The sequence below is a fragment of the Pantoea sp. USHLN298 genome, from assembly GCF_037149395.1.
GTDB lineage: Bacteria > Pseudomonadota > Gammaproteobacteria > Enterobacterales > Enterobacteriaceae > Pantoea > Pantoea astica.
On record NZ_JBBCRO010000004.1, the window covers coordinates 106,850 to 127,476 of the forward strand.

The following is a 20,627-nucleotide window of genomic DNA, read 5'->3' on the forward strand; positions in this document are numbered from 1 at the left end:
GCAGGCTCGTCGCACATGTCCGTACGATCTTTGTCGCACGTTATTCCTTACGTTGCTGTAAACGACGCAGGGAGCGTTCTCGACGGCTCTGCTCCCGACTTCTGTCCAGCAAGATTTCCTCAATGAACGCCAGGTGACGGTGTGAAGCCTCGCGCGCTTTTTCCGGCTCACGAGCCACAATCGCCTCAAAGATTCTGGCGCGGTGACCGCTCACTTTCGCCAGCATTTCCCGGCGCGAGTAGAGCAATTCGAAATTCTGACGGACGTTTTGTTCCAGCATAGGGCCCATAGAGCGTAGCAAATGCAAAAGCACGACATTATGGGCTGCTTCTGTGACAGCGATCTGATACTGCATCACTGCGTCCGCTTCGGCGTCTAAGTCGCCGCTGTCCTGTGCCTGCTGGATCTGCAGATGGCAATCACGAATCCGCAGCAGATCCTCTTCGGTACCGCGCAGTGCCGCATAATAAGCGGCGATGCCTTCTAAGGCGTGGCGCGTTTCCAGCAGATCAAATTGTGATTCCGGATGGTCGGCGAGAAGCTCTACGAGTGGATCGCTCATGCTTTGCCAGAGATGCTCCTGTACGAACGTTCCGCCACCCTGACGGCGTAGCAGTAATCCTTTGGCTTCTAAGCGCTGGATTGCTTCGCGGAGGGACGGACGTGAGACATCGAATTGTTTGGCGAGTTCGCGCTCGGGGAGCAGCTTCTCTCCCGGACGCAGCGTCCCTTCCATGATCAGGGATTCGAGCTGTTGCTCGATGGCGTCGGAGAGCTTGGGTTGGCGAATCTTACTGTAAGCCATCTTCCCTTCTTATTAGCCAATCGTCCGGAGTAAATTGGTAATACCAATTGTCAAAAGGTGCCGGTAAAGTAACAAAGTATTCACCTTGTGTCTATATGGTCCCGGTCACATTCCGCAACGGTGAAAGCCAGTGGTGACGCTAACTTGCGGTTAAAAAAATGAAAAATCACCCTGGAAGTAAATGTTAAATAACTTCACTTTTACCAAACCTTACACCCGTTTAGCCGCTAACCGCAGCGGCTACCATAAGCGAAACCTATTCGTCATCGGCATCATTTCATGGCAGAAATTTGCCTGTCACAGACGTGAGCTGGCGCTGTTTTTTCAGTCAATGCCCAGCACGAAAAGCGAAAGCAGGTGCAAAGCGATTCGCTTATCACTATTCTTGTCGCCAGGGTAGCGCCTGGCAGCAGACAGCACGCCGGATACCGTAAAATAATCAATACGTTAATGTAACCACTTCCTTACAGCGGACTGCGCTGCGAACGAAGAATAAAAACATCACGAGGTTTGTATGGAACAACAGCAAGGCGAAGCGCTGAAACGCGGTCTGAAGAACCGCCATATTCAGCTCATCGCGCTGGGTGGTGCGGTGGGGACCGGCCTGTTTCTCGGCAGTGCGTCGGTCATTGAATCCGCCGGACCGGCAGTCATTCTGGGGTATGCCATTGCCGGTTTTATTGCCTTTTTAATCATGCGTCAGTTGGGCGAAATGGTCGTAGAGGAGCCGGTTGCCGGCAGCTTCAGCCACTTCGCCTATAAATACTGGGGCAACTTTGCTGGCTTCGCATCGGGCTGGAACTACTGGGTGCTCTATGTGCTGGTAGCGATGGCAGAGCTGACCGCTGTCGGTAAATATATCCAGTTCTGGTGGCCTGACTTCCCGACCTGGGCCTCGGCCGCCATCTTCTTTGTGATGATCAACGCCATTAACCTGACCAACGTGAAAGTGTTTGGTGAGATGGAGTTCTGGTTCGCCATTATTAAAGTGGTCGCGGTGATTGGCATGATCCTGTTCGGCGGCTGGCTGCTGTTCAGCGGCCACGGCGGCCCGCAGGCCACCGTACGTAACCTGTGGGAACAGGGCGGATTCTTCCCGCATGGCCTCGGCGGGCTGGTGATGGTGATGGCGATCATCATGTTCTCGTTTGGTGGTCTGGAGCTGGTGGGGATCACCGCGGCAGAAGCGGATAATCCGGAAACCAGCATTCCTAAAGCGACCAATCAGGTGCTGTGGCGCATCCTGATTTTCTATATCGGTTCGCTGGCGGTGCTGCTGTCACTGATGCCGTGGACCCGCGTTACCGCAGACGTCAGCCCGTTCGTCTTCATCTTCCACGAACTGGGTGATGCGATGGTGGCTAATGCGCTGAACGTGGTGATCCTGACGGCGGCGCTGTCGGTCTATAACAGCTGCGTGTACTGCAACAGCCGTATGCTGTTTGGTCTGGCGCAGCAGGGCAACGCGCCGAAAGCGCTGCTGAAAGTGGACCGCCGCGGCGTGCCGGTGCTGACCATTCTGGTGTCAGCCGTCGCCACTGCGCTCTGCGTGTTAATCAACTACCTGATGCCGGGCGAGGCTTTTGGCCTGCTGATGTCACTGGTGGTTTCGGCGCTGGTGATCAACTGGGCGATGATCAGCCTGGCGCACCTCAAGTTCCGTCGTAAGAAAGATCAGCAAGGGGTGACTACCCGCTTCAAAGCGCTGCTCTATCCGGTAGGTAACTGGATTTGCCTGATCTTCCTGGCGGCGATTCTGGTGCTGATGGCAACCACGCCGGGCATGGCGATCTCCGTCTGGCTGATTCCGGTCTGGCTGGTGATTCTGGGGATTGGTTACTTCATTAAGAATCAGGCCCAGAAAGCCTGATAAGCCCTGACCTGCTGCAGCGCCGGGCGTGCTGCAGCAGGCATTCCGCCTCATCCGCCGCCTGGCGCTAAAGCCCGATCCAGTTCACACTTCTCCCCGCGCACCTGTTTTGTCCATCTTCATGGCGATTTACTCCCAGTCATCTCTCTGATTTAGCGACAATAATTCCTGTTCACACCGGATGCGCAGGAGAGAACCATGAAAGGTGCAGCCCTCTCGTTTCGAGAAAAACTGGGTTATGGCATGGGCGATGCCGGATGCAACATGATTGGCGGTGCCATCATGCTGTTCCTCAACTACTTCTATACCGATGTTTTTGGTTTAGCCCCGGCGCTGGTCGGCACACTGCTGCTGTCGGTGCGGGTGCTGGACGCGGTGACCGATCCGATTATGGGCGCGGTTGCCGATCGCACCCAGAGCCGCTGGGGCCGCTTCCGCCCGTGGCTGCTGTGGGTCTCGGTTCCCTATGTGCTGTTCAGCGTGCTGATGTTTACCACGCCGGACTGGACCTACCATAACAAGGTCATCTGGGCGTTCGTCACCTACTTCCTGATGTCGCTGACCTATACCGCCATCAACATTCCTTACTGCTCGCTGGGCGGCGTGATTACCAACGATCCCGGCGAACGCGTCTCCTGTCAGTCTTACCGCTTCGTGATGGTCGGCATCGCTACGCTGATCCTGTCGATGTCGCTGCTGCCGATGGCGGAATGGTTTGGCGGCGAAGACAAGGCGCGCGGCTATCAGATGGCGATGACCGTGCTGGCGACTATCGGTCTGGCGATGTTCCTGTTCTGCTTTGCCACGGTGCGTGAGCGTATTCACCCCGCCGTTCCCAGCAATGACGACCTGAAGAAAGATCTGCGTGACGTCTGGAAAAACGATCAGTGGGTGCGCATTCTGTTGCTGACCTTCTGCAACGTCTGTCCCGGCTTTATCCGTATGGCCGCCACCATGTATTACGTCACCTGGGTGATGGGGCAATCGACCCATTTCGCCACGCTGTTTATCAGCCTCGGCGTGATTGGCATGATGTTCGGCAGTACGCTGGCAAAAGTGCTGACCGATCGCTGGTGTAAGCTCAAGGTCTTCTTCTGGACCAACATTGCGCTGGCGCTGTTCTCCAGTGCGTTTTACTGGATCGATCCGCACGCCACGCTGATGGTGGTGATCGCTTACTTTGTGCTGAATATCCTGCATCAGATCCCGTCGCCGCTGCACTGGTCGCTGATGGCCGATGTTGATGACTATGGCGAATGGAAAACCGGCAAGCGCATCACCGGTATCAGCTTCTCCGGTAACCTGTTCTTTCTCAAAGTGGGACTGGCGGTCGCCGGGGCGATGGTCGGCTTCCTGCTGTCGATCTACGGCTACAATGCCGGGGCTAAACAGCAGTCGCCGGAGGCCATTAACGGCATCATGCTGCTGTTTACCGTGATCCCGGGCATTGGCTATCTGATTACGGCAGGTGTGGTACGGCTGATGAAGGTCGACCGTAAAATGATGCTCACTATTCAGCAGGATCTCGCGCTGCGTCGCGAAAATTTCCGTGATTTACAGACTGTTCGCACACGCGACGGCGTTGTCCCGCAAACCGGAGAATTAAAATGACCGCTATCCTGCCTAACCCTTTTATCGAGCAGCGCGCCGACCCGTTTATTCTGCGTCATGATCAACACTACTACTTTATCGCCTCAGTGCCGGAATATGACCGGCTGGAGATCCGTCGTGCCGATACGCTGGCCGGTCTGCGCACTGCCGAACCGGTAGTGGTATGGCGCAAGCCGGACAGCGGTCCCTGCAGCGAGCTGATCTGGGCGCCGGAACTGCACTTTATCGACGGCCAGTGGGTGATCTACTTCGCGGCTGCGCCGACACGCGACATCAAAGATGGCCTGTTTCAGCACCGGATGTATGCGCTGGTGTGTGATGCGGCCGATCCGCTGCAGGGTGAATGGCAGCCGTGTCGTCGGGTATTCAGCCAGTTCGACAGTTTCTCGCTGGATGCCACCCACTTCGTGCATCAGGGCAAGAACTGGTATCTGTGGGCGCAGAAAGATCCGTCGATTCCCGGCAATTCCAACCTCTATCTGGCCGAGCTGCTCAACCCCTGGACGCTGAAAGGGACGCCGGTGATGCTGAGCCGGCCTGAATATGAGTGGGAATGTGCCGGGTTTAGCGTTAACGAAGGCGCGGCGGTGATCCGCCACGGTGACCGGCTGTTTGTCACCTACTCGGCCAGCGCCACCGATGAGAATTACTGTCTGGGCCTGTTGTCGATTGCGATGGATGCCGATCCGCTCGACGTCACGGCATGGCAGAAATCTGCCCGGCCGGTGTTTGTGTCGAGCTGGGATAATCATCAGTATGGGCCGGGCCACAACAGTTTTACCCAGGATGAGGCGGGACGCGACGTGCTGGTTTACCACGCGCGCAACTACACCGAAATTGAGGGCGACCCGTTATGGGACCCGAACCGCCATACCCGGCTGAAGTATTTTGACTGGCGGGCAGATGGCACACCCGATTTTGGCGTCCCGCCCGCCGATCACACCAGCGTGCCGTAGATCGTCAGCAACGCCACGGCCACGACCAGCACCAGTGAAGTTCGTTTTGCTAACGCCACGGCAACCCGTGGCGTTTCGACTTTATCGGTGTGCGGATCGCGCGACAGCGAGAACTGCGCCAGGCTGGTCAGCACCTGATACTGCGAACGATGACGGTCGGTGAGCGAGGCAAACCACGCCGGCAACGCTTTCTCGCCGTGCCCCAGCAAGGCGTAGGCCACACCGGCCAGTCGCACCGGGATCCAGTCGAGCACATGCAGTATGCCATCGACGCCAGACTGCGCACGCGCCATCGGCGTGCCCTGTTTTGCCAGCCAGCCCTGCCAGGCACGCAGGAAGGCGTATCCCACCAGCAGCACCGGACCCCAGGCCCCGCCGACCACCAGCCAGAACATCGGCGCGAGGTAGAAGCGGAAGTTAATCCAGATCAGCGCATTCTGCAGTTCGCGCAGAAATTCGCGCTCGCTGCACTCTACCGGCACACCATGTATCAGAGTCAGCTCGGCCGCCATCGCCTGATGCGCAGCCGCATCATCATGACTGGCCGCTTTCAGGTAGGTGTGATAATGCTGTCGCACCGACCCCGCGCCGATACACAGCAGCCCGACGACGATCCAGAACAGCAGTTGCAGTACGCCAAACAGCAGGCCTTTCAGGCTCCAGACCACCAGCGCCGTCACGGCCATCACCAGTAGCGTCATCAGCAGGGTACGCACCATTGAGACATGCTGGCGGCGACGAAAAAATGGCTCCAGCCGGTGTTCCAGCTGCCAGTGCTCGCCCAGCTTAAACAGGCGTTCCCAGCCTAAAACCAACAACAAGGTAAACAACGTCATACTGACTCCGCAAAAATCAGGATTTTTGCTGCGTTAACAGCTGCTTATAGTAGCCCCAGTCAAAAGCAGGTCCGGGATCGGTTTTGCGCGCCGGTGCGATATCACTGTGTCCGGTAATGCGCGCAGGCGTCAGCGGGTAGTGCTTCAACAGCAGTTGCGTGACCCGTTGCAGCGACTGGTATTGCGCTTCGGTATAGGGATCGCTATCCGTACCTTCCAGTTCAATACCGATGGAGAAGTCGTTGCAGTTCTCACGGCCTTCAAACTGCGACACGCCAGCATGCCAGGCACGTTTATCAAAGGAAACGTACTGTACGATCTCGCCATCACGACGAATCAGGCAGTGCGCCGCCACGCGCAGTGCGGCAATGTCTGCGAAATAAGGATGCGCATCCGGCGGCAACGTGCCGGTAAACAATTTATCGATCCACGGGCCACCAAATTCGCCTGGTGGTAAGCTGATATTGTGGATCACCAGCAGCGAAGGCGCCTCATCGTCGGGTCGCTCATTACAATGCGGCGAGGGGACCTGACGTACCCCGGTCAGCCAGCCATGTTCAATTTTCATGCTGCATTTCCTTATTCAATCAGGCTGAGAATAGCATGAATAGTAAGGGATTATTGCCTCTAAATGCGTCGCTGAGCCGCCAGACGAGCGGCGCGTGTTAAGGATACTAAACAAAATTACGTCCATCGCTGGTACGCGATTACGGTTCAGGCTATTGTGGACACCTTACTCACCATCCCATTTTGGAGTTCAACGCTTATGTCTTCGCGTGGTTATGATCCAGACAGCCGCCGTCAGGCTTTGATTAGACGCATCGAAGGTGATATTCCCGAGGCGGTTGCGCGTGCGTTGCAGGAAGATCTTGGCGGCGAAATTGATGCCGATCGTGATATCACCGCTCAGCTGTTACCGGCTGAAACGCAGGCCCATGCTCAGGTGATTACCCGTGAAGCGGGTGTTTTCTGTGGTAAACGCTGGGTCGAGGAGGTGTTTATTCAGCTCGGCTCACACGCAACCCTGACCTGGCATGTCGCAGATGGTGATCGGATCGAAGCTGACCAGCCGCTGTTCGATATCAAGGGTCCGGCACGATTGCTGTTGACCGCTGAACGTACCGCGCTCAATTTTGTTCAGACCCTCTCGGGCGTTGCCACCGAAGTCAGCCGCTATGTGGCGCTGCTGGCGGGCAGTCAGACGCAACTGCTGGACACGCGAAAAACCCTGCCCGGCCTGCGCACCGCACTGAAATATGCCGTCCTGTGCGGCGGCGGCAGTAACCATCGCCTGGGCCTCTCCGATGCCTATCTGATTAAAGAGAATCACATTATTGCCAGCGGATCGATCCGTCAGGCGGTGGAAAAGGCGCAATGGCTGCAGCCGGATGTGCCGGTAGAGGTAGAAGTGGAATCGCTGGATGAGCTGAGTCAGGCGCTGGAGGCAGCAGCAGATATTGTGATGCTGGATAACTTCAGCCTGGAGCAGATGCGTGCGGCGGTAGCGCTGAATCAGGGGCGCGCGCTGCTGGAAGTCTCGGGCAACGTCACGGAAACCACGCTCCCCCAGATTGCGCAGACCGGCGTCGATTATGTCTCGGTGGGTGCGCTGACCAAACATGTGCGTGCACTCGATTTATCGATGCGTTTTCAGCAGCAGTAAGCTCTCGCGCCGTGCCGCCAGCACGGCGCTTTATGCGATCCCGCTTCCATAACGATTTCGGCTGCACTGCAAGCCATGACTCTCTTCTCGTCTTCTTTTCCATTGTTTCACTCTGCGTCTGTGATTCCTCAAGCCCCTTTTTTAGTCTGTCGGCTTCTTAAACTGGAGAAGACGAAATGGATTATCAACGTGGATTTACCCTGGTCGAACTGATGATTGTGGTGGGCATTGTGGCGATCCTCAGCGCCATTGGCCTGCCTGCTTACCAAAACTATCTGCAGCGCGCGGCGCTCACCGACATGCTGCAAACGATGGTGCCGTATAAAACCGCAGTGGAGCTCTGTGCGCTGGAGCGCGGCGGCCCGACGCCCTGTCAGGCTGGCGAACACGGCATTCCTGCTGCCAGAAGCTCGCGCTATGTTTCTGCCCTGAGCGTCACCAATGGCGTCATCACCCTGACCGGCCAGGAGAGCCTGAATGGGTTAAGCGTCGAGATGTTGCCGGTATGGGACAGCACCGAAGGCGGCATCAGCTGGCAACGTAGCTGCACCAGCAGCAACAGCAGCCTGCGTGACAATTGCCTTGAGCAGTTCCGCTTTGCCGATAAAGGAGCCGCCGATGAAGCCTGATGCGGCGATTGCGGCATTATGCCAGCGCTATCGCGCCCTGGTGCTGCACCAGGATGCCGGCCAGCTACGGGTTGCCGTGGCGGAAACGGTGCCGCCGGGGCTGGCTGAGGCTCTGCATTTTGCCAGCCAGTGCCAGATTGAGATTGAGTGCTGGCCCCAGGCGCGTCTCGACCAGTTGCAGCACAGTGAAAAACCGCTGTCAGCACGCGAAGATGCTCCTTCAGAGTCAGCCATTGAGGCAACGCAGCAGATACTGCAGCAGGCGCTGGAGCGTCGCGCATCAGACATTCACATTGAACCCTGGCGGGATGGGCTAAGAGTCAGGCTGCGGATTGATGGTGTCCTGCATCCGCTCTCTGCACTGCCAGCCATCCCGCCCGCCGCATTGCTGGCTCGTCTTAAAATCCTTGGCGGCCTGGATATTGCCGAACGCCGGTTACCGCAGGATGGTCAGTTCAGCCTGGAGATTGCCGGCAAACCGGCCTCGTTTCGCCTTGCCACGCTACCGATTCACGGCGGGGAAAAAGCCGTGGTCCGGCTGTTGCAGAGTGAAAGCGCCGCACTATCGCTGGATAAGCTGGGGCTTCCCGCCGCCCAGTTACGCCTGCTCTGCTCGGCGCTGGCGCAGCCACAAGGGCTGATCCTGGTGACCGGACCGACCGGCAGCGGCAAAACCTTCACGCTCTATAGCGGGCTCAGTGCGCTGAATACGCCCGACAAAAACCTCTGTAGTGTTGAAGATCCGATAGAGATACCGTTACCCGGCATCAATCAGACGCAGATTCACAGTAAAAACGGGCTCGACTTCCATCGCGTGCTGCGTGCGCTGCTGCGTCAGGATCCGGATGTGATTATGGTCGGCGAGATCCGCGATGCAGAAACCGCCGAGATTGCGGTTAAGGCCGCACAGACCGGGCATCTGGTGCTCTCGACTCTGCATACCAACTCAACCGCCGAAACCCTGACGCGCCTTCGACAGATGGGTATTCCCGGTTACCTGCTGGGGTCGGCGCTACGGCTGATCGTGGCGCAGCGCCTGGTACGGCGTCTCTGCCCGCACTGTCGTCAGCCGGCTCAGGCGGTAGCGCACTACCCTGCCGAACTCTGGCCCGGGACCTTACAGACCTGGCGCGCGCCCGGCTGCGATCACTGCTTCTCCGGCTACTTTGGCCGGCTGGCGCTGTTTGAACTGCTGCCGGTGAACGCCAGGCTGCAAAACGCCATTGCGGCAGAGATGCCGCTTGAGAATCTGCTTGCTCTGGCAAAGCAGCAGGGGCTGCGTACCCTGCTTGCCTCCGGGCTGGAGGCGGTGAGCCGGGGCGATACCTCGCTGGAAGAGATGCAGCGGGTTATCGGACTGGAAGATGGCTAATCCGGCGCTGTTTCGCTGGCAGGCCGTCGATAGCCAGGGCGAGCTGCAAAGCGGTCAGCTGCTGGCTATCGACAGTGAAAACCTGTTGCTGATGCTGGCACAGCGCGATCTGCTGCCGGTCAGCTGGAAACGTGACAAGGTCTGGCGCCAGGCGGACTGGAAATGGCAGCACAAAACCGATCTGATTCGCCAGCTGGCTACCCTGCTTAAAGCCGGTTTGCCGCTGGCCGAGAGTCTCGCCCTGCTGGCTGAAGGCCATCCCCATGCTGGCTGGCGTGCATTGATGATGGCGCTGCATCATCGGGTCATCAGCGGTCAGCCCTTTTCACAGGCGCTGCGTGAGTGGCCGCAGATCTTTCCGGCCCTTTACCCGGCTTTGATGGAGGTCGGTGAACTGACCGGACAGCTGGATGTTTGCTGCAATGAACTGGCCCGGCAGCAGACCCGCCAGCATCAGTTATGGCGTCAGGTCGTAAAGGCGCTTCGCTATCCTCTGTTCATTCTGCTGGTGGCGCTGGCCGTCAGCTGCGGCATGCTGCTGTTCGTTCTGCCGGAGTTTGTCGCGGTCTACGCCTCGTTTGACGCGCCCTTACCAGCCTTTACCGCCGCAGTGATGCAGCTTTCTGCCGCGTTGCAGCAGTGGGGGTTGCTGATAGCCAGCGTACTGTTGCTGACGCTGGTGAGCTGGCAGCAACTGCGGCGGCGCTCAGCAGACTGGCAGCGACGGGAACAGCGACTGTTTTTACGTCTCCCGCTGCTCTCCGGGCTCTGGCGCGGTTCACAGTTAACCCAGATTTACACCATTCTGCATCTGACGCAGCATGCCGGATTAACCCTGTTACAGGGACTTGCCGCCGTCGAGGTGACACTCTCTTCACTGTTATGGCGGGAAGCGATTGCCGGTTTGCAGCAGCATATCGCCGAAGGGAAACCGCTGCATCAGGCGCTGGCGCAGCATCCACTGTTTACCGCGCTCTGTGGTCAGTTGATTCGCGTCGGTGAAGAGGCGGGTGCATTGGATTTGATGCTGGCACGGCTGGCTGAATGGCATGAGGGGCAAACCCGTGAACGGGCTGACACGCTGGCCGCCTCGCTGGAACCCATGATGATGGTAGTGATTGGCGGCATTGTCGGCACGCTGGTGATCGCGATGTATCTGCCGGTATTCGGATTAGGTGATGCGATGCATTAAGGCGCGCATTTTGCGCGCCTTAATGTGAAGTCAGATAAGTAAGATGTGACACCCGCTGAGGAGCCTCAGATGGAGGTCGATCGATGGATGAGCAACCCTAAACCACGCCTGGTGCGTCGGTATCGGAACTGACGGTCAAAGCCTGACCGCCGGTAACCGATCAACCATCATTAACTCGCCATCATCAGCCATCTGCCATCTGCCACTGACCATCTATCACTGATCATCTGTCACTGACTATTAATCACTGACTCTCGCTGGATCATTAACGATTAAAAACGCGGTTTTCCTGCTCGGCTACCCGAATAAAGGTCGTGCGTTTCGTCAGCTCTTTCAGACGCTCGGCACCTACATAGGTGCAGGCTGAACGCAGGCCGCCCAGAATATCACGCGCGGTTTCAGCCACCGGGCCGCGCAACGGCAACTTCACGGTTTTCCCTTCCGCTGCACGATACTCTGCCACACCACCGACATGACGCTTCATTGCCGACTCTGAACTCATGCCATAAAACAGCATGAAACTTTCGCCATTTTCTTCGACGACTCGCCCTTCGCATTCATCGTGTGCGGCCAGCATTCCGCCCAGCATCACGAAATCAGCGCCGCCACCAAAGGCTTTGGCAATATCGCCCGGCACCGAACAACCGCCGTCGCTGACAATCTGACCGCTCAGGCCGTGCGCCGCATCAGCACACTCAATCACCGCTGAGAGCTGCGGATAACCCACGCCGGTCTTCACCCGTGTGGTACAGACCGATCCGGGTCCTATGCCCACTTTGACAATATCGGCACCTGACAGAATCAGCTCTTCTACCATTTCTCCGGTCACCACATTTCCGGCACAGATCGTTTTGCCAGGAAAGGCTTCGCGGGCACGCTGCAGAAAATCGACAAAATGCTGGGAATAGCCGTTGGCAACGTCAATGCAGATAAACTGCAGTTTCTCTGACAGCGCCATAATGGCGTTCAGCTTAGTGAAATCAGCTTCAGAGGTACCGGTAGAGACCATTACCGAGTTCAAAACCGTCTCGGGCACGCGCTGAATGAAGGCACGCCAGTCATCTACGCTGTAATGCTTATGTACCGCCGTCAGAATATTAAAGCTGGCCAGCGCTTCCGCCATCAGAAAGGTGCCGACGGTATCCATGTTAGCGGCAATCACCGGCACGCCGCTCCAGCTCAGGCCGGAGTGCTTAAAGGTAAAACTGCGCTCCAGCTCAACCTGTGAGCGGCTTTTCAACGTAGAACGTTTTGGCCGGATTAAGACGTCTTTAAAGCCCAGTTTCAAATCTTCTTCAATACGCATCTGTTATGTCCTGGTGAGTGGCAACGAACCGCGGTCCGCGAAGCCAGCACGGCTCCAGTGACCTTATGATACGCGCGTATCGTCCGGCGACAAGACTGCGAATTTCACTTTATTTACGCTACAATCCGTTAAATTTAGCTGAGTGTTATCGTTGTGATCTGGCGCGCATTTTTGCCTTTGTGAACCAGACCTTTAACATGAACCTGTGTCCAAAAGAGAAGTCAGATGGGAAATAGGCCCTATACCATAGCGCTGACAGGGGGAATCGGTAGCGGTAAAAGCTCGATTGCCCGGCAGTTTGCTGCGTTCGGGGTCAACATTATCGATGCTGACCTGATTGCACGGGAAGTCGTTGAGCCCGGAACGCCCGCGTTACAGGCGATAGAAGCGCGTTATGGCGCCGCTATCCTGACCGAACAGGGCAGCCTGGATCGTGCGCGGTTACGCGATATTATTTTTCAGACGCCGGAAGAGAAAAACTGGTTAAACGCCCTGCTGCATCCGCTGATTAACGCCCGCACCCAACAGCTGATCGCCGAAGCCACTTCGCCTTATGTGCTGTGGGTAGTGCCATTACTGGTAGAAAATCAGCTACAGCACCAGGCTGATCGGGTACTGGTGATTGATGTCGACGAAGCGACGCAGATCGCCCGCACCCGGCAGCGCGACCAGATTTCACTTGCTCAGGCGCAACGTATTCTTGCGGCACAGGCCACGCGGCAGCAACGCCTCGCCTGTGCCGATGATATTATTGATAACAGTGGCGAGCCTGAAGACGCATTGCCACAGGTTGCCGAACTTCATCAGCGCTATCTCAGGCTGGCGGCAACGAAACAGGATTAACACCATGAGCACACCCGTTCTGTTTGAACATCCCCTGAATGAAAAAATGCGCACCTGGCTACGGGTTGAGTTTCTGATTAATCAGTTAGATGAGACCATCCCGCTGGATAAAACCGTCAACGCCCTGACCTTTTTTCGTCTGATCGGCGAACTGCTCGATATTTTTGAGCGCGGCGATATGCGCACCGAGTTACTGAAAGAGCTGGAGCGCCAGCAGCAGAAGCTCCGCGCCTGGGCGGATGTGCCCGGCGTGGATATGACGCTGGTCGATGCCCTGCGTGACAAGTTAAAAATGCAGGCAACCCAGCTGATGAATGCGCCACGGATGGGGCAGCAACTGCGTGAGGATCGCCTGATTGCGCTGGTGCGCCAGCGTCTGAGTATCCCAGGCGGCTGCTGTAGTTTTGATTTGCCTGGCCTGCACATCTGGCTGCACCTGCCGCAGGAAGCGCGCAATGCTCAGGTCGAGGCCTGGATGCAGACGCTGGTGCCGCTGCATCATGCGCTGGCGATGATCCTCGATCTGATCCGTCAGTCAGGCACATTTCGTACCCAGACCAGCCTGAATGGCTTTTATCAGGACAATGCTGAAGGTGCGGACCTGCTGCGCCTGCAGCTGTCGCTGGAGGATGCGCTCTATCCACAGGTCTCCGGACATAAAAGCCGTTATGCCATTCGTTTTATGCCGCTTGATAGTGAGCGTGGCGAGGTTCCGGCCCGACTCAATTTTCAACTGGCCTGTTGTTAGAGGTGAATATGCAGCAAGAAGTGATGACCGTCGCCTGTCCACAGTGCGGCAAAGATGTGATTTGGGATGAGCTCAGCCCGTGGCGGCCGTTTTGCAGCAAGCGCTGCCAGCTGATCGATTTAGGGGAATGGGCCGCTGAAGAGAAACGTATTCCCAGCAGCGGCGACCTGAATGACAGCGATAACTGGAGTGAAGAGGACCATTAATCGTCAGGTGGAGCCCACGGCTCCGCCCTGTCAGAGCTCGCCGGCGACCAGGCGAGCAATCAGTGGGTGATTGGCCGGCGGAAACTCCTCGGCGACCAACGCCTGCTGATCAACCCAACGTTGCGGCTGCCCCTCTTTGCCCCACGGCTCGCCCTTCCAGCCTTCGACCAGGAAGAAGTGCAGCGTTACCCGTAAATCCTCATAACTGTGGTCAGCCTGTCCAATCGGATGCGCCTCGGTAACCTCGATGCCGGTCTCTTCATGCAACTCGCGAATCAGCCCCTGTTCAGCGCTCTCACCCGCTTCGATCTTGCCGCCGGGAAATTCCCATTTATTGGCCATATAGGAGGTTGCTGCGCGCTGAGCAAGGAAAATCTGTTTATCGGCATTGCGGATAATACCAACCGCGACCTGCAGGTGCTTCATGAAGAATATCCTGGTAATGTTGGATGAATGAAGGATGAGTGTAAAACAGGGTGTGACGGATGTTAATCGCTTTGGCCTGCCGCCCTCATCCGGCTCAACGCTGCGGCAATAAAAAAGGAGCCAGAGGCTAATGCTCGTCAGTTAAGCGACAGGTGATAACGCAGTCTGGTGCCGGGCCGGGGCTGGCGCGGTCCTCGCGCCGCTGCGCGGTGCCTTCACTTCATTTCTCTGCCTCACAGCCCGGCAGCAGCAGAGGTGCGCAGGCCCGCACTCCGGCACGCCTGCCCAAAAAAAAGCTGCCACGTTTAACCGTGACAGCCTTTGCAAATCTAACCTTAACTGATCAGCATTGAGCCAGAGGCTCCTTTTTCATCAGTGCTTAATCTCAGGCCAGACGACCGTGGCACTGCTTATACTTTTTACCTGAACCACATGGGCAGGGATCGTTGCGGCCGACTTTGCGTTCGCCACTCTGCTGCGCCAGCGCTTCTGCCGCCAGCGTCTCTTCTTCAACGTGACTCAGTTGCTGCTGCTGGGCCAGACGTTCAGCCTCTTCGCGACGTTGCTGCTCCATCGCTTCAACCTCTTCCGGCATCCGCACCTGCACTTTGCTCAGCGTACTGATCACTTCATATTTCAGTGACTCCAGCATGGCGGCAAACATGGCGAACGACTCACGTTTGTACTCCTGCTTCGGATCTTTCTGCGCGTAACCACGCAGATGGATACCCTGACGCAGGTAGTCCATCGCTGCCAGATGCTCTTTCCACAGCGAATCCAGCGTCTGCAACATTACGCCTTTTTCGAAGTTACGCATCATCTCAGCGCCAACCACCTCTTCTTTGGCGGCATAGTTTTCCATCGCATGCGTCATGATGCGCTCACGCAGCACCTCTTCATGCAGATCCGGCTCTTTATCCAGCCATTCCGCAATCGGCAGGTTAAGATCGAAATCGGTACGCAGACGCTCTTCCAGACCCGGCACATCCCACATCTCTTCCAGTGACTGCGGCGGAATATAGGTATCGATGGTCGCTTTATAGACGTCATGGCGAATGCTGTTGATGGTTTCGCTCACATCCGACACATCCAGCAGTTCGTTACGCTGGCTGTAGATGGCGCGACGCTGATCGTTGGCTACATCATCATATTCCAGCAGCTGCTTACGAATATCGAAGTTACGGCTTTCCACTTTACGCTGCGCGTTGGCAATGGCTTTGGTGACCCACGGGTGCTCAATCGCTTCACCTGGCTTCATCCCCAGTTTACGCATCATGTTTGAGACGCGATCCGAGGCAAAAATACGCATCAGCGCATCTTCCATTGACAGGTAGAAGCGTGAAGAACCGGCATCTCCCTGACGACCAGCACGACCACGCAGCTGGTTATCGATACGACGCGATTCGTGACGCTCGGTACCGACAATGTGCAAACCACCGGACGCCAGTACTGCATCATGGCGAATCTGCCATGCGGCTTTGATCTCTTCGATTTGTGCTTCGGTCGGGTTTTCCAGTTCAGCGACTTCAGCGTGCCAGCTGCCGCCGAGCATAATGTCGGTACCACGACCGGCCATGTTGGTGGCGATGGTGACCGCACCAGGCTGACCCGCCTGGGCCACGATCTCCGCTTCGCGGGCGTGGAATTTGGCGTTCAGAACGTTGTGTTTGATACCGGCACGCGTCAGTTCGTTCGAGACCACTTCCGATTTTTCAATCGAAATAGTCCCGACCAGTACCGGCTGGCCGTTGGCGGTCCGCTCACGGATATCTTCGATGATCGCATCGATCTTCTCTTTCTCGGTCATATAGACCAGATCGGCCAGATCTTTACGCACCATCGGGCGGTTGGTCGGCACCACAATGGTGTCGAGCTTGTAGATAGAGCTGAATTCGAACGCTTCGGTGTCTGCCGTACCGGTCATACCGGCCAGTTTTTCGTAAATACGGAAGTAGTTCTGGAAAGTGATAGAGGCCAGCGTCTGGTTCTCGTTCTGGATCTCAACGCCTTCTTTGGCTTCAATCGCCTGATGCAGACCGTCAGACCAGCGACGACCCTGCATGGTACGACCGGTGTGTTCATCCACGATCACCACTTCGCCATCTTTCACGATGTAATCGACATCGCGGGTAAACAGTGCATGGGCGCGCAGTGCCGCAGTAACGTGGTGCATCAGCATGATGTTGGTCGGCGAATAGAGGGATTCGCCCGCTTCCATGATGCCCTGGCTGACCAGCAGCTCTTCCACTTTGACCAGACCGCGTTCAGACATATGCGCCTGACGCGCTTTTTCATCGACCCAGAAGTCGCCTTCACCCTGATAGGTTTCCGTATCTTCTTTATCCTGGCGAACCAGATGCGGGATGATCTTGTTCACTTTGGTGTAGAGCTCAGAACTGTCTTCCGCGGGTCCTGAAATGATCAGTGGCGTACGCGCTTCATCGATCAGGATGGAGTCAACTTCATCCACCAGCGCGTAATGCAGTTTACGCTGCACGCGCTCTTCCGGGCTGAAAGCCATGTTGTCGCGCAGGTAATCGAAGCCATATTCGTTGTTGGTGCCGTAAGTGATGTCAGCTGCGTACGCTTCGCGCTTCGCCACCGCAGGCAGGCCCGACATGTTGATGCCGACGGTCAGGCCGAGGAATTCAAACAGTGGGCGGTTATTCTCGGCATCACGCTGTGCCAGATAGTCATTGACGGTAACGACGTGTACGCCTTTACCCGAGAGCGCATTCAGATAGGCTGGCAGCGTTGCGGTCAGGGTTTTACCTTCACCGGTACGCATCTCCGCGATGCAGCGGTCGTTCAGCACCATACCGCCAATCAGCTGGACGTCGAAGTGACGCATACCGAACACACGCTTACTCGCTTCACGCACGGTAGCAAACGCTTCCGGAATCAGGCTTTCCAGCGTCTCGCCTTTTTTCAGACGTTCGCGGAACAGTTCGGTTTTGCCTTTCAGTTCATCATCAGAGAGCTTTTCAAAATCCGGCTCCATCTTGTTGATGACGTCTACCACTTTACGCATGCGACGCAGAGTACGATCGTTACTGCTACCAAAAACCTTGGTTAACATTTTGATTAACATAGTAAATATATTCTCAATTCAGCCGGAGCATTCCGGCCTGCAAAATCTAAACAGAGTGAATAAAACCAAAAATATTAGCAGAACAATCGGGCGGGTCCGGCGCGAATACCATGCACGCGGGCATGCCATTCAACCCATGAGCGGGTTGGCGCGGTAAACAGAGGCGGCGTTGAGAGCGTCTGCGGCGCAGCGCGCAGCGCAGAGTGAGATGTCAGTAAATCATGCAGCGAATCGATCAACGCCAGCTTTTGAGCCGCCAGCGGCAACGTCTGCTGTTCCGCCTGCGCCTGGGGCGTGAGCGTGAAAGAGAGGTGGCGAATAACAGTGCGGATGGCGTGCTGGTGCCAGTAGTCGACATTGAAACTGGGACGGCGTGCCGCTTCCTGAAGGCGAATCAGGTGATCAAAGCGCGCGGCGTTACCCATAAACAGGCTACTGGCTGGCGATTCAGACGAGGTATTGAGTTCAGAACTTTGCGCGCAGGCAGGTAAGCCGAGACTGGCCGCGACCATCCCTAACAGGAGATGAGGCCAGAAATAGCGTCTACCTAATTGTCGCCAGCGCAGAAGAATTCCGATCACAACCTTTCCATCGCGCATGCTCTGTTGCGCTTCCGTTTTTGTTCGTCCGCCGCGAGCCGCAGCGGTATTCAGCCTGTAAAAGCGCCAGAGATAGTATCACTAATGTGGGGCATCCACACCTGGGATTAAAGTGGCGGTGCGAGAAATCGCGCGCGATTGTACATCAATTCAGCAAATAAAGCGGTGTGATGCGAGCCGTGTCGCAATAGCCGGGAACGGGAATGAAGGCAATAAAAAAACGGCTGGCGCCGCTGACCGGAGAGGGTGTCAGCATAACCAGCCGTTTCACGTTCTGAGGTAATTAAGCCAGAACCAGATTCGGTGCTTTGAATGCCAGCGGCAGTTCAGCTTCGTCTTCGAAGGTTGCCCATTCCCAGGCTTCCTGCTTAGCCAGAACCGCTTGCAGCAGCTTGTTGTTCAGTGCGTGGCCCGATTTGAACGCAGTAAATGCGCCAATGATGTTATGACCACACATAAACAGGTCGCCGATAGCGTCCAGCATTTTGTGACGGACAAACTCGTCTTCAAAACGCAGGCCTTCTTCATTCAGTACGCGGAAATCATCCAGACCTATCGCACAATCTAAGCTACCGCCCAGGCACAGGCCTTTAGACTGCAGATATTCGATTTCACGCATAAAGCCAAATGTACGCGCCCGGCTGATTTGACGAACAAAGGCGTCAGCAGAGAAGTTCATCGCATAACGCTGCGAGCTGGAATCGATCGCCGGGTGTTTGAAGTCGATGGTGAAGTCGAGCGAGAAACCGTTGTACGGTTTGATCTCGGCCCATTTGTCACCCTCTTCCACACGCACGGTCTGCTTAACGCGCACAAATTTCTTCGCGCTGTTGAGCTGCTCGATACCCGCATCCATCAGCAGATAGATAAACGGTGCTGCGCTGCCATCCATGATCGGGATTTCCGGTGCATCGACTTCAACAATAATGTTATCGATACCCAGACCCGCCAGGGCGGCATTAAGGTGTTCGACCGTTGAAATACGCACGCCTTCATCATTCACCAGGCAGGTACTCAGCATGGTGTCGCGCACGTATTTTGCATCAGCCGGAAAATCTACCGGTGGATTCAAGTCGGTGCGACGATAGATGACCCCGGTATTAGCCGACGCAGGGCGTAATGTCAGGGTGACTTTCTTGCCGGTATGCAAACCGACGCCAGTCGCCTGAACAATACGTTTTAGTGTCCTTTGTTTGATCATCGTATTATCTCGCAATATTACCTTTCCGACCGCCAGTATACTTTACCAGCGGGCAGACACTTTAGCACAAAGAGCGGAGAAACCCAATTATAGGGTTAATCCTAGTCGGCCTGCTTACGCAAAAATGCCGGAATATCAAGGTAGTCTGGCTCTTTGTTCGATTGCGCAGCCTGGTCGTTAACCACTTTGGCCGCCGGTTTCTGCTCCTGCGGCAGCGGTGACATACCGTGCTGCTGATAGCGATGATCCATCACTGGCTGGCTGGCAGGCTTGTTAGTCACCAGCGTAATTTCTGGACGTTTGTCCATGCCGATACCGGTTGCCACCACGGTGACGCGCAGTTCGTCGTTCATTTCCGGATCGAGTGAGGTACCGATTACAACGGTCGCGTTGTCAGAAGCGAAGGCGCGGATAGTGTTACCCACGGTTTCGAACTCATCCAGACGCAGGTCGAAACCAGCCGTAATGTTGACCAGCACACCGCGCGCGCCAGAGAGGTCGATATCTTCCAGCAGTGGGCTGGAGATCGCCATTTCAGCCGCTTCTTCCGCACGGTCTTCGCCACAGGCAACGCCTGAACCCATCATCGCGTAGCCCATTTCGGACATCACGGTGCGCACGTCAGCGAAGTCGACGTTCATCAGACCCGGACGGGTAATCAGTTCGGCAATACCCTGAACCGCACCTTTCAGCACGTCGTTAGCCGCGCCAAAAGCATCCAGCAGAGAGATACCACGACCCAGAACTTTCAGCAGCTTGTCGTTTGGAATAGTAATCAGTGAATCGACATGCTTAGAGAGTTCCGCGATCCCCTGCTCGGCAAACGCCATGCGCTTTTTGCCTTCGAAGTTGAACGGCTTGGTGACAACAGCAACGGTCAGGATACCGAGATCCTTCGCCACTTCCGCCACCACAGGTGCTGCACCGGTACCGGTACCGCCGCCCATGCCCGCTGCGATAAACACCATGTCTGCCCCTTCCAGCGCAGAACGCAGTGCTTCGCGATCTTCTTCTGCAGAGTTACGGCCGACTTCCGGGTTCGCACCCGCACCCAGACCTTTGGTAATGTTATTACCGATCTGAATCGTCTGGCCGACAGCTGTTTTACGCAGCGCTTGCGCGTCGGTATTCACAGCGAAGAATTCTACACCTTCGATACGCTCGCGTACCATGTGCTCTACGGCGTTACCGCCGCCACCGCCGACGCCGATGACTTTAATCACCGCGTCATTGGTTAATTCCATAGGTTCAAACATGATTTCTCTCCGTTATG

General features: G+C 56.3%; 19 protein-coding genes. 10 read left to right on the plus strand and 9 right to left on the minus strand.

Annotated elements, in window-relative coordinates:
* Positions 1 to 40: 40 nt before the first annotated feature.
* Positions 41 to 805, minus strand: coding sequence for a pyruvate dehydrogenase complex transcriptional repressor PdhR (gene pdhR, locus WFK59_RS11550; protein ID WP_233985286.1), 765 nt, complete (start codon positions 803 to 805; stop codon positions 41 to 43).
* Between the two features lie 514 nt (positions 806 to 1,319).
* On the opposite strand from pdhR, the gene aroP reads away from it, so the two are divergent.
* The 3 genes from aroP (at position 1,320) to WFK59_RS11565 (ending at position 5,242) form a co-directional block, all read left to right on the plus strand.
* Positions 1,320 to 2,675 carry an aromatic amino acid transporter AroP gene (gene aroP, locus WFK59_RS11555; protein WP_233985287.1) on the plus strand — a complete coding sequence of 452 codons (1,356 nt, stop codon included), beginning with the start codon at positions 1,320 to 1,322 and terminating at the stop codon, positions 2,673 to 2,675.
* 198 nt (positions 2,676 to 2,873) lie between these two features.
* Positions 2,874 to 4,286: an MFS transporter gene (locus WFK59_RS11560; RefSeq protein WP_336755846.1), complete on the plus strand. Its 1,413-nt coding sequence runs from the start codon at positions 2,874 to 2,876 to the stop codon at positions 4,284 to 4,286.
* Complete coding sequence (locus WFK59_RS11565; protein WP_233985289.1) at positions 4,283 to 5,242, plus strand: glycoside hydrolase family 43 protein; 960 nt, start codon at positions 4,283 to 4,285, stop codon at positions 5,240 to 5,242. Before WFK59_RS11560 ends, WFK59_RS11565 begins: the two co-directional genes overlap by 4 nt.
* On the opposite strand, the gene ampE is transcribed toward WFK59_RS11565, so the two are convergent.
* Together ampE and ampD are read right to left on the minus strand one after the other, a co-directional pair.
* The gene (gene ampE / locus WFK59_RS11570) at positions 5,224 to 6,078 is read right to left on the minus strand and encodes a beta-lactamase regulator AmpE (RefSeq protein ID WP_233985290.1); all 855 of its coding nucleotides are present in this window, start codon (positions 6,076 to 6,078) and stop codon (positions 5,224 to 5,226) included. The genes WFK59_RS11565 and ampE overlap by 19 nt on opposite strands.
* A gap of 16 nt (positions 6,079 to 6,094) precedes the next feature.
* Positions 6,095 to 6,646 carry a 1,6-anhydro-N-acetylmuramyl-L-alanine amidase AmpD gene (gene ampD / locus WFK59_RS11575; protein ID WP_336755847.1) on the minus strand — a complete coding sequence of 184 codons (552 nt, stop codon included), beginning with the start codon at positions 6,644 to 6,646 and terminating at the stop codon, positions 6,095 to 6,097.
* A gap of 198 nt (positions 6,647 to 6,844) precedes the next feature.
* Between ampD and nadC the strand changes: the two genes are divergently transcribed.
* The 4 genes from nadC (at position 6,845) to hofC (ending at position 10,934) form a co-directional block, all read left to right on the plus strand.
* Positions 6,845 to 7,741, plus strand: a complete 897-nt coding sequence (nadC, locus tag WFK59_RS11580) for a carboxylating nicotinate-nucleotide diphosphorylase (protein ID WP_233985292.1) — start codon at positions 6,845 to 6,847, stop codon at positions 7,739 to 7,741.
* A gap of 176 nt (positions 7,742 to 7,917) precedes the next feature.
* Positions 7,918 to 8,370, plus strand: coding sequence for a prepilin peptidase-dependent pilin (ppdD, locus tag WFK59_RS11585; protein WP_233985293.1), 453 nt, complete (start codon positions 7,918 to 7,920; stop codon positions 8,368 to 8,370).
* Positions 8,360 to 9,742, plus strand: a complete 1,383-nt coding sequence (gspE, locus tag WFK59_RS11590) for a type II secretion system protein GspE (RefSeq protein ID WP_336755848.1) — start codon at positions 8,360 to 8,362, stop codon at positions 9,740 to 9,742. The genes ppdD and gspE overlap by 11 nt, the downstream gene beginning before the upstream one ends.
* Positions 9,735 to 10,934: a protein transport protein HofC gene (hofC, locus tag WFK59_RS11595; RefSeq protein WP_336755849.1), complete on the plus strand. Its 1,200-nt coding sequence runs from the start codon at positions 9,735 to 9,737 to the stop codon at positions 10,932 to 10,934. The genes gspE and hofC overlap by 8 nt, the downstream gene beginning before the upstream one ends.
* A gap of 265 nt (positions 10,935 to 11,199) precedes the next feature.
* Here hofC and WFK59_RS11600 read toward each other — a convergent pair whose 3' ends face one another.
* A complete protein-coding gene (locus WFK59_RS11600; protein WP_233985296.1) occupies positions 11,200 to 12,240 on the minus strand; it encodes a GMP reductase in 1,041 nt (346 codons plus the stop codon).
* Between the two features lie 225 nt (positions 12,241 to 12,465).
* Between WFK59_RS11600 and coaE the strand changes: the two genes are divergently transcribed.
* Genes coaE through yacG form a run of 3 tightly spaced genes read left to right on the plus strand, consistent with a single transcriptional unit; the run spans position 12,466 to position 14,037 of the window.
* A complete protein-coding gene (coaE, locus tag WFK59_RS11605; protein WP_233985297.1) occupies positions 12,466 to 13,083 on the plus strand; it encodes a dephospho-CoA kinase in 618 nt (205 codons plus the stop codon).
* Between the two features lie 4 nt (positions 13,084 to 13,087).
* Positions 13,088 to 13,831 carry a cell division protein ZapD gene (gene zapD, locus WFK59_RS11610; RefSeq protein ID WP_336755850.1) on the plus strand — a complete coding sequence of 248 codons (744 nt, stop codon included), beginning with the start codon at positions 13,088 to 13,090 and terminating at the stop codon, positions 13,829 to 13,831.
* Positions 13,832 to 13,839: 8 nt separating this feature from the next.
* Positions 13,840 to 14,037 (plus strand): DNA gyrase inhibitor YacG, encoded by a 198-nt coding sequence (yacG, locus tag WFK59_RS11615; RefSeq protein ID WP_031376700.1) that lies wholly within the window; start codon positions 13,840 to 13,842, stop codon positions 14,035 to 14,037.
* A gap of 30 nt (positions 14,038 to 14,067) precedes the next feature.
* Here the strand turns inward: yacG and mutT are convergent, their stop codons facing one another.
* From mutT to ftsZ, 5 genes are all read right to left on the minus strand, one after another.
* Positions 14,068 to 14,463 carry an 8-oxo-dGTP diphosphatase MutT gene (mutT, locus tag WFK59_RS11620; protein WP_233985299.1) on the minus strand — a complete coding sequence of 132 codons (396 nt, stop codon included), beginning with the start codon at positions 14,461 to 14,463 and terminating at the stop codon, positions 14,068 to 14,070.
* A gap of 385 nt (positions 14,464 to 14,848) precedes the next feature.
* On the minus strand, positions 14,849 to 17,554 hold the full coding sequence (secA, locus tag WFK59_RS11625; protein ID WP_233985300.1) for a preprotein translocase subunit SecA: 2,706 nt from the start codon (positions 17,552 to 17,554) through the stop codon (positions 14,849 to 14,851).
* 74 nt (positions 17,555 to 17,628) lie between these two features.
* On the minus strand, positions 17,629 to 18,135 hold the full coding sequence (gene secM, locus WFK59_RS11630; RefSeq protein WP_233985301.1) for a secA translation cis-regulator SecM: 507 nt from the start codon (positions 18,133 to 18,135) through the stop codon (positions 17,629 to 17,631).
* Between the two features lie 301 nt (positions 18,136 to 18,436).
* Entirely contained in the window at positions 18,437 to 19,354 is a 918-nt protein-coding gene (lpxC, locus tag WFK59_RS11635; RefSeq protein ID WP_031376704.1) for a UDP-3-O-acyl-N-acetylglucosamine deacetylase, read from the minus strand.
* A 101-nt stretch (positions 19,355 to 19,455) separates the two neighbouring features.
* Positions 19,456 to 20,610, minus strand: a complete 1,155-nt coding sequence (gene ftsZ / locus WFK59_RS11640) for a cell division protein FtsZ (RefSeq protein ID WP_009092127.1) — start codon at positions 20,608 to 20,610, stop codon at positions 19,456 to 19,458.
* Positions 20,611 to 20,627 lie beyond the last annotated feature (17 nt).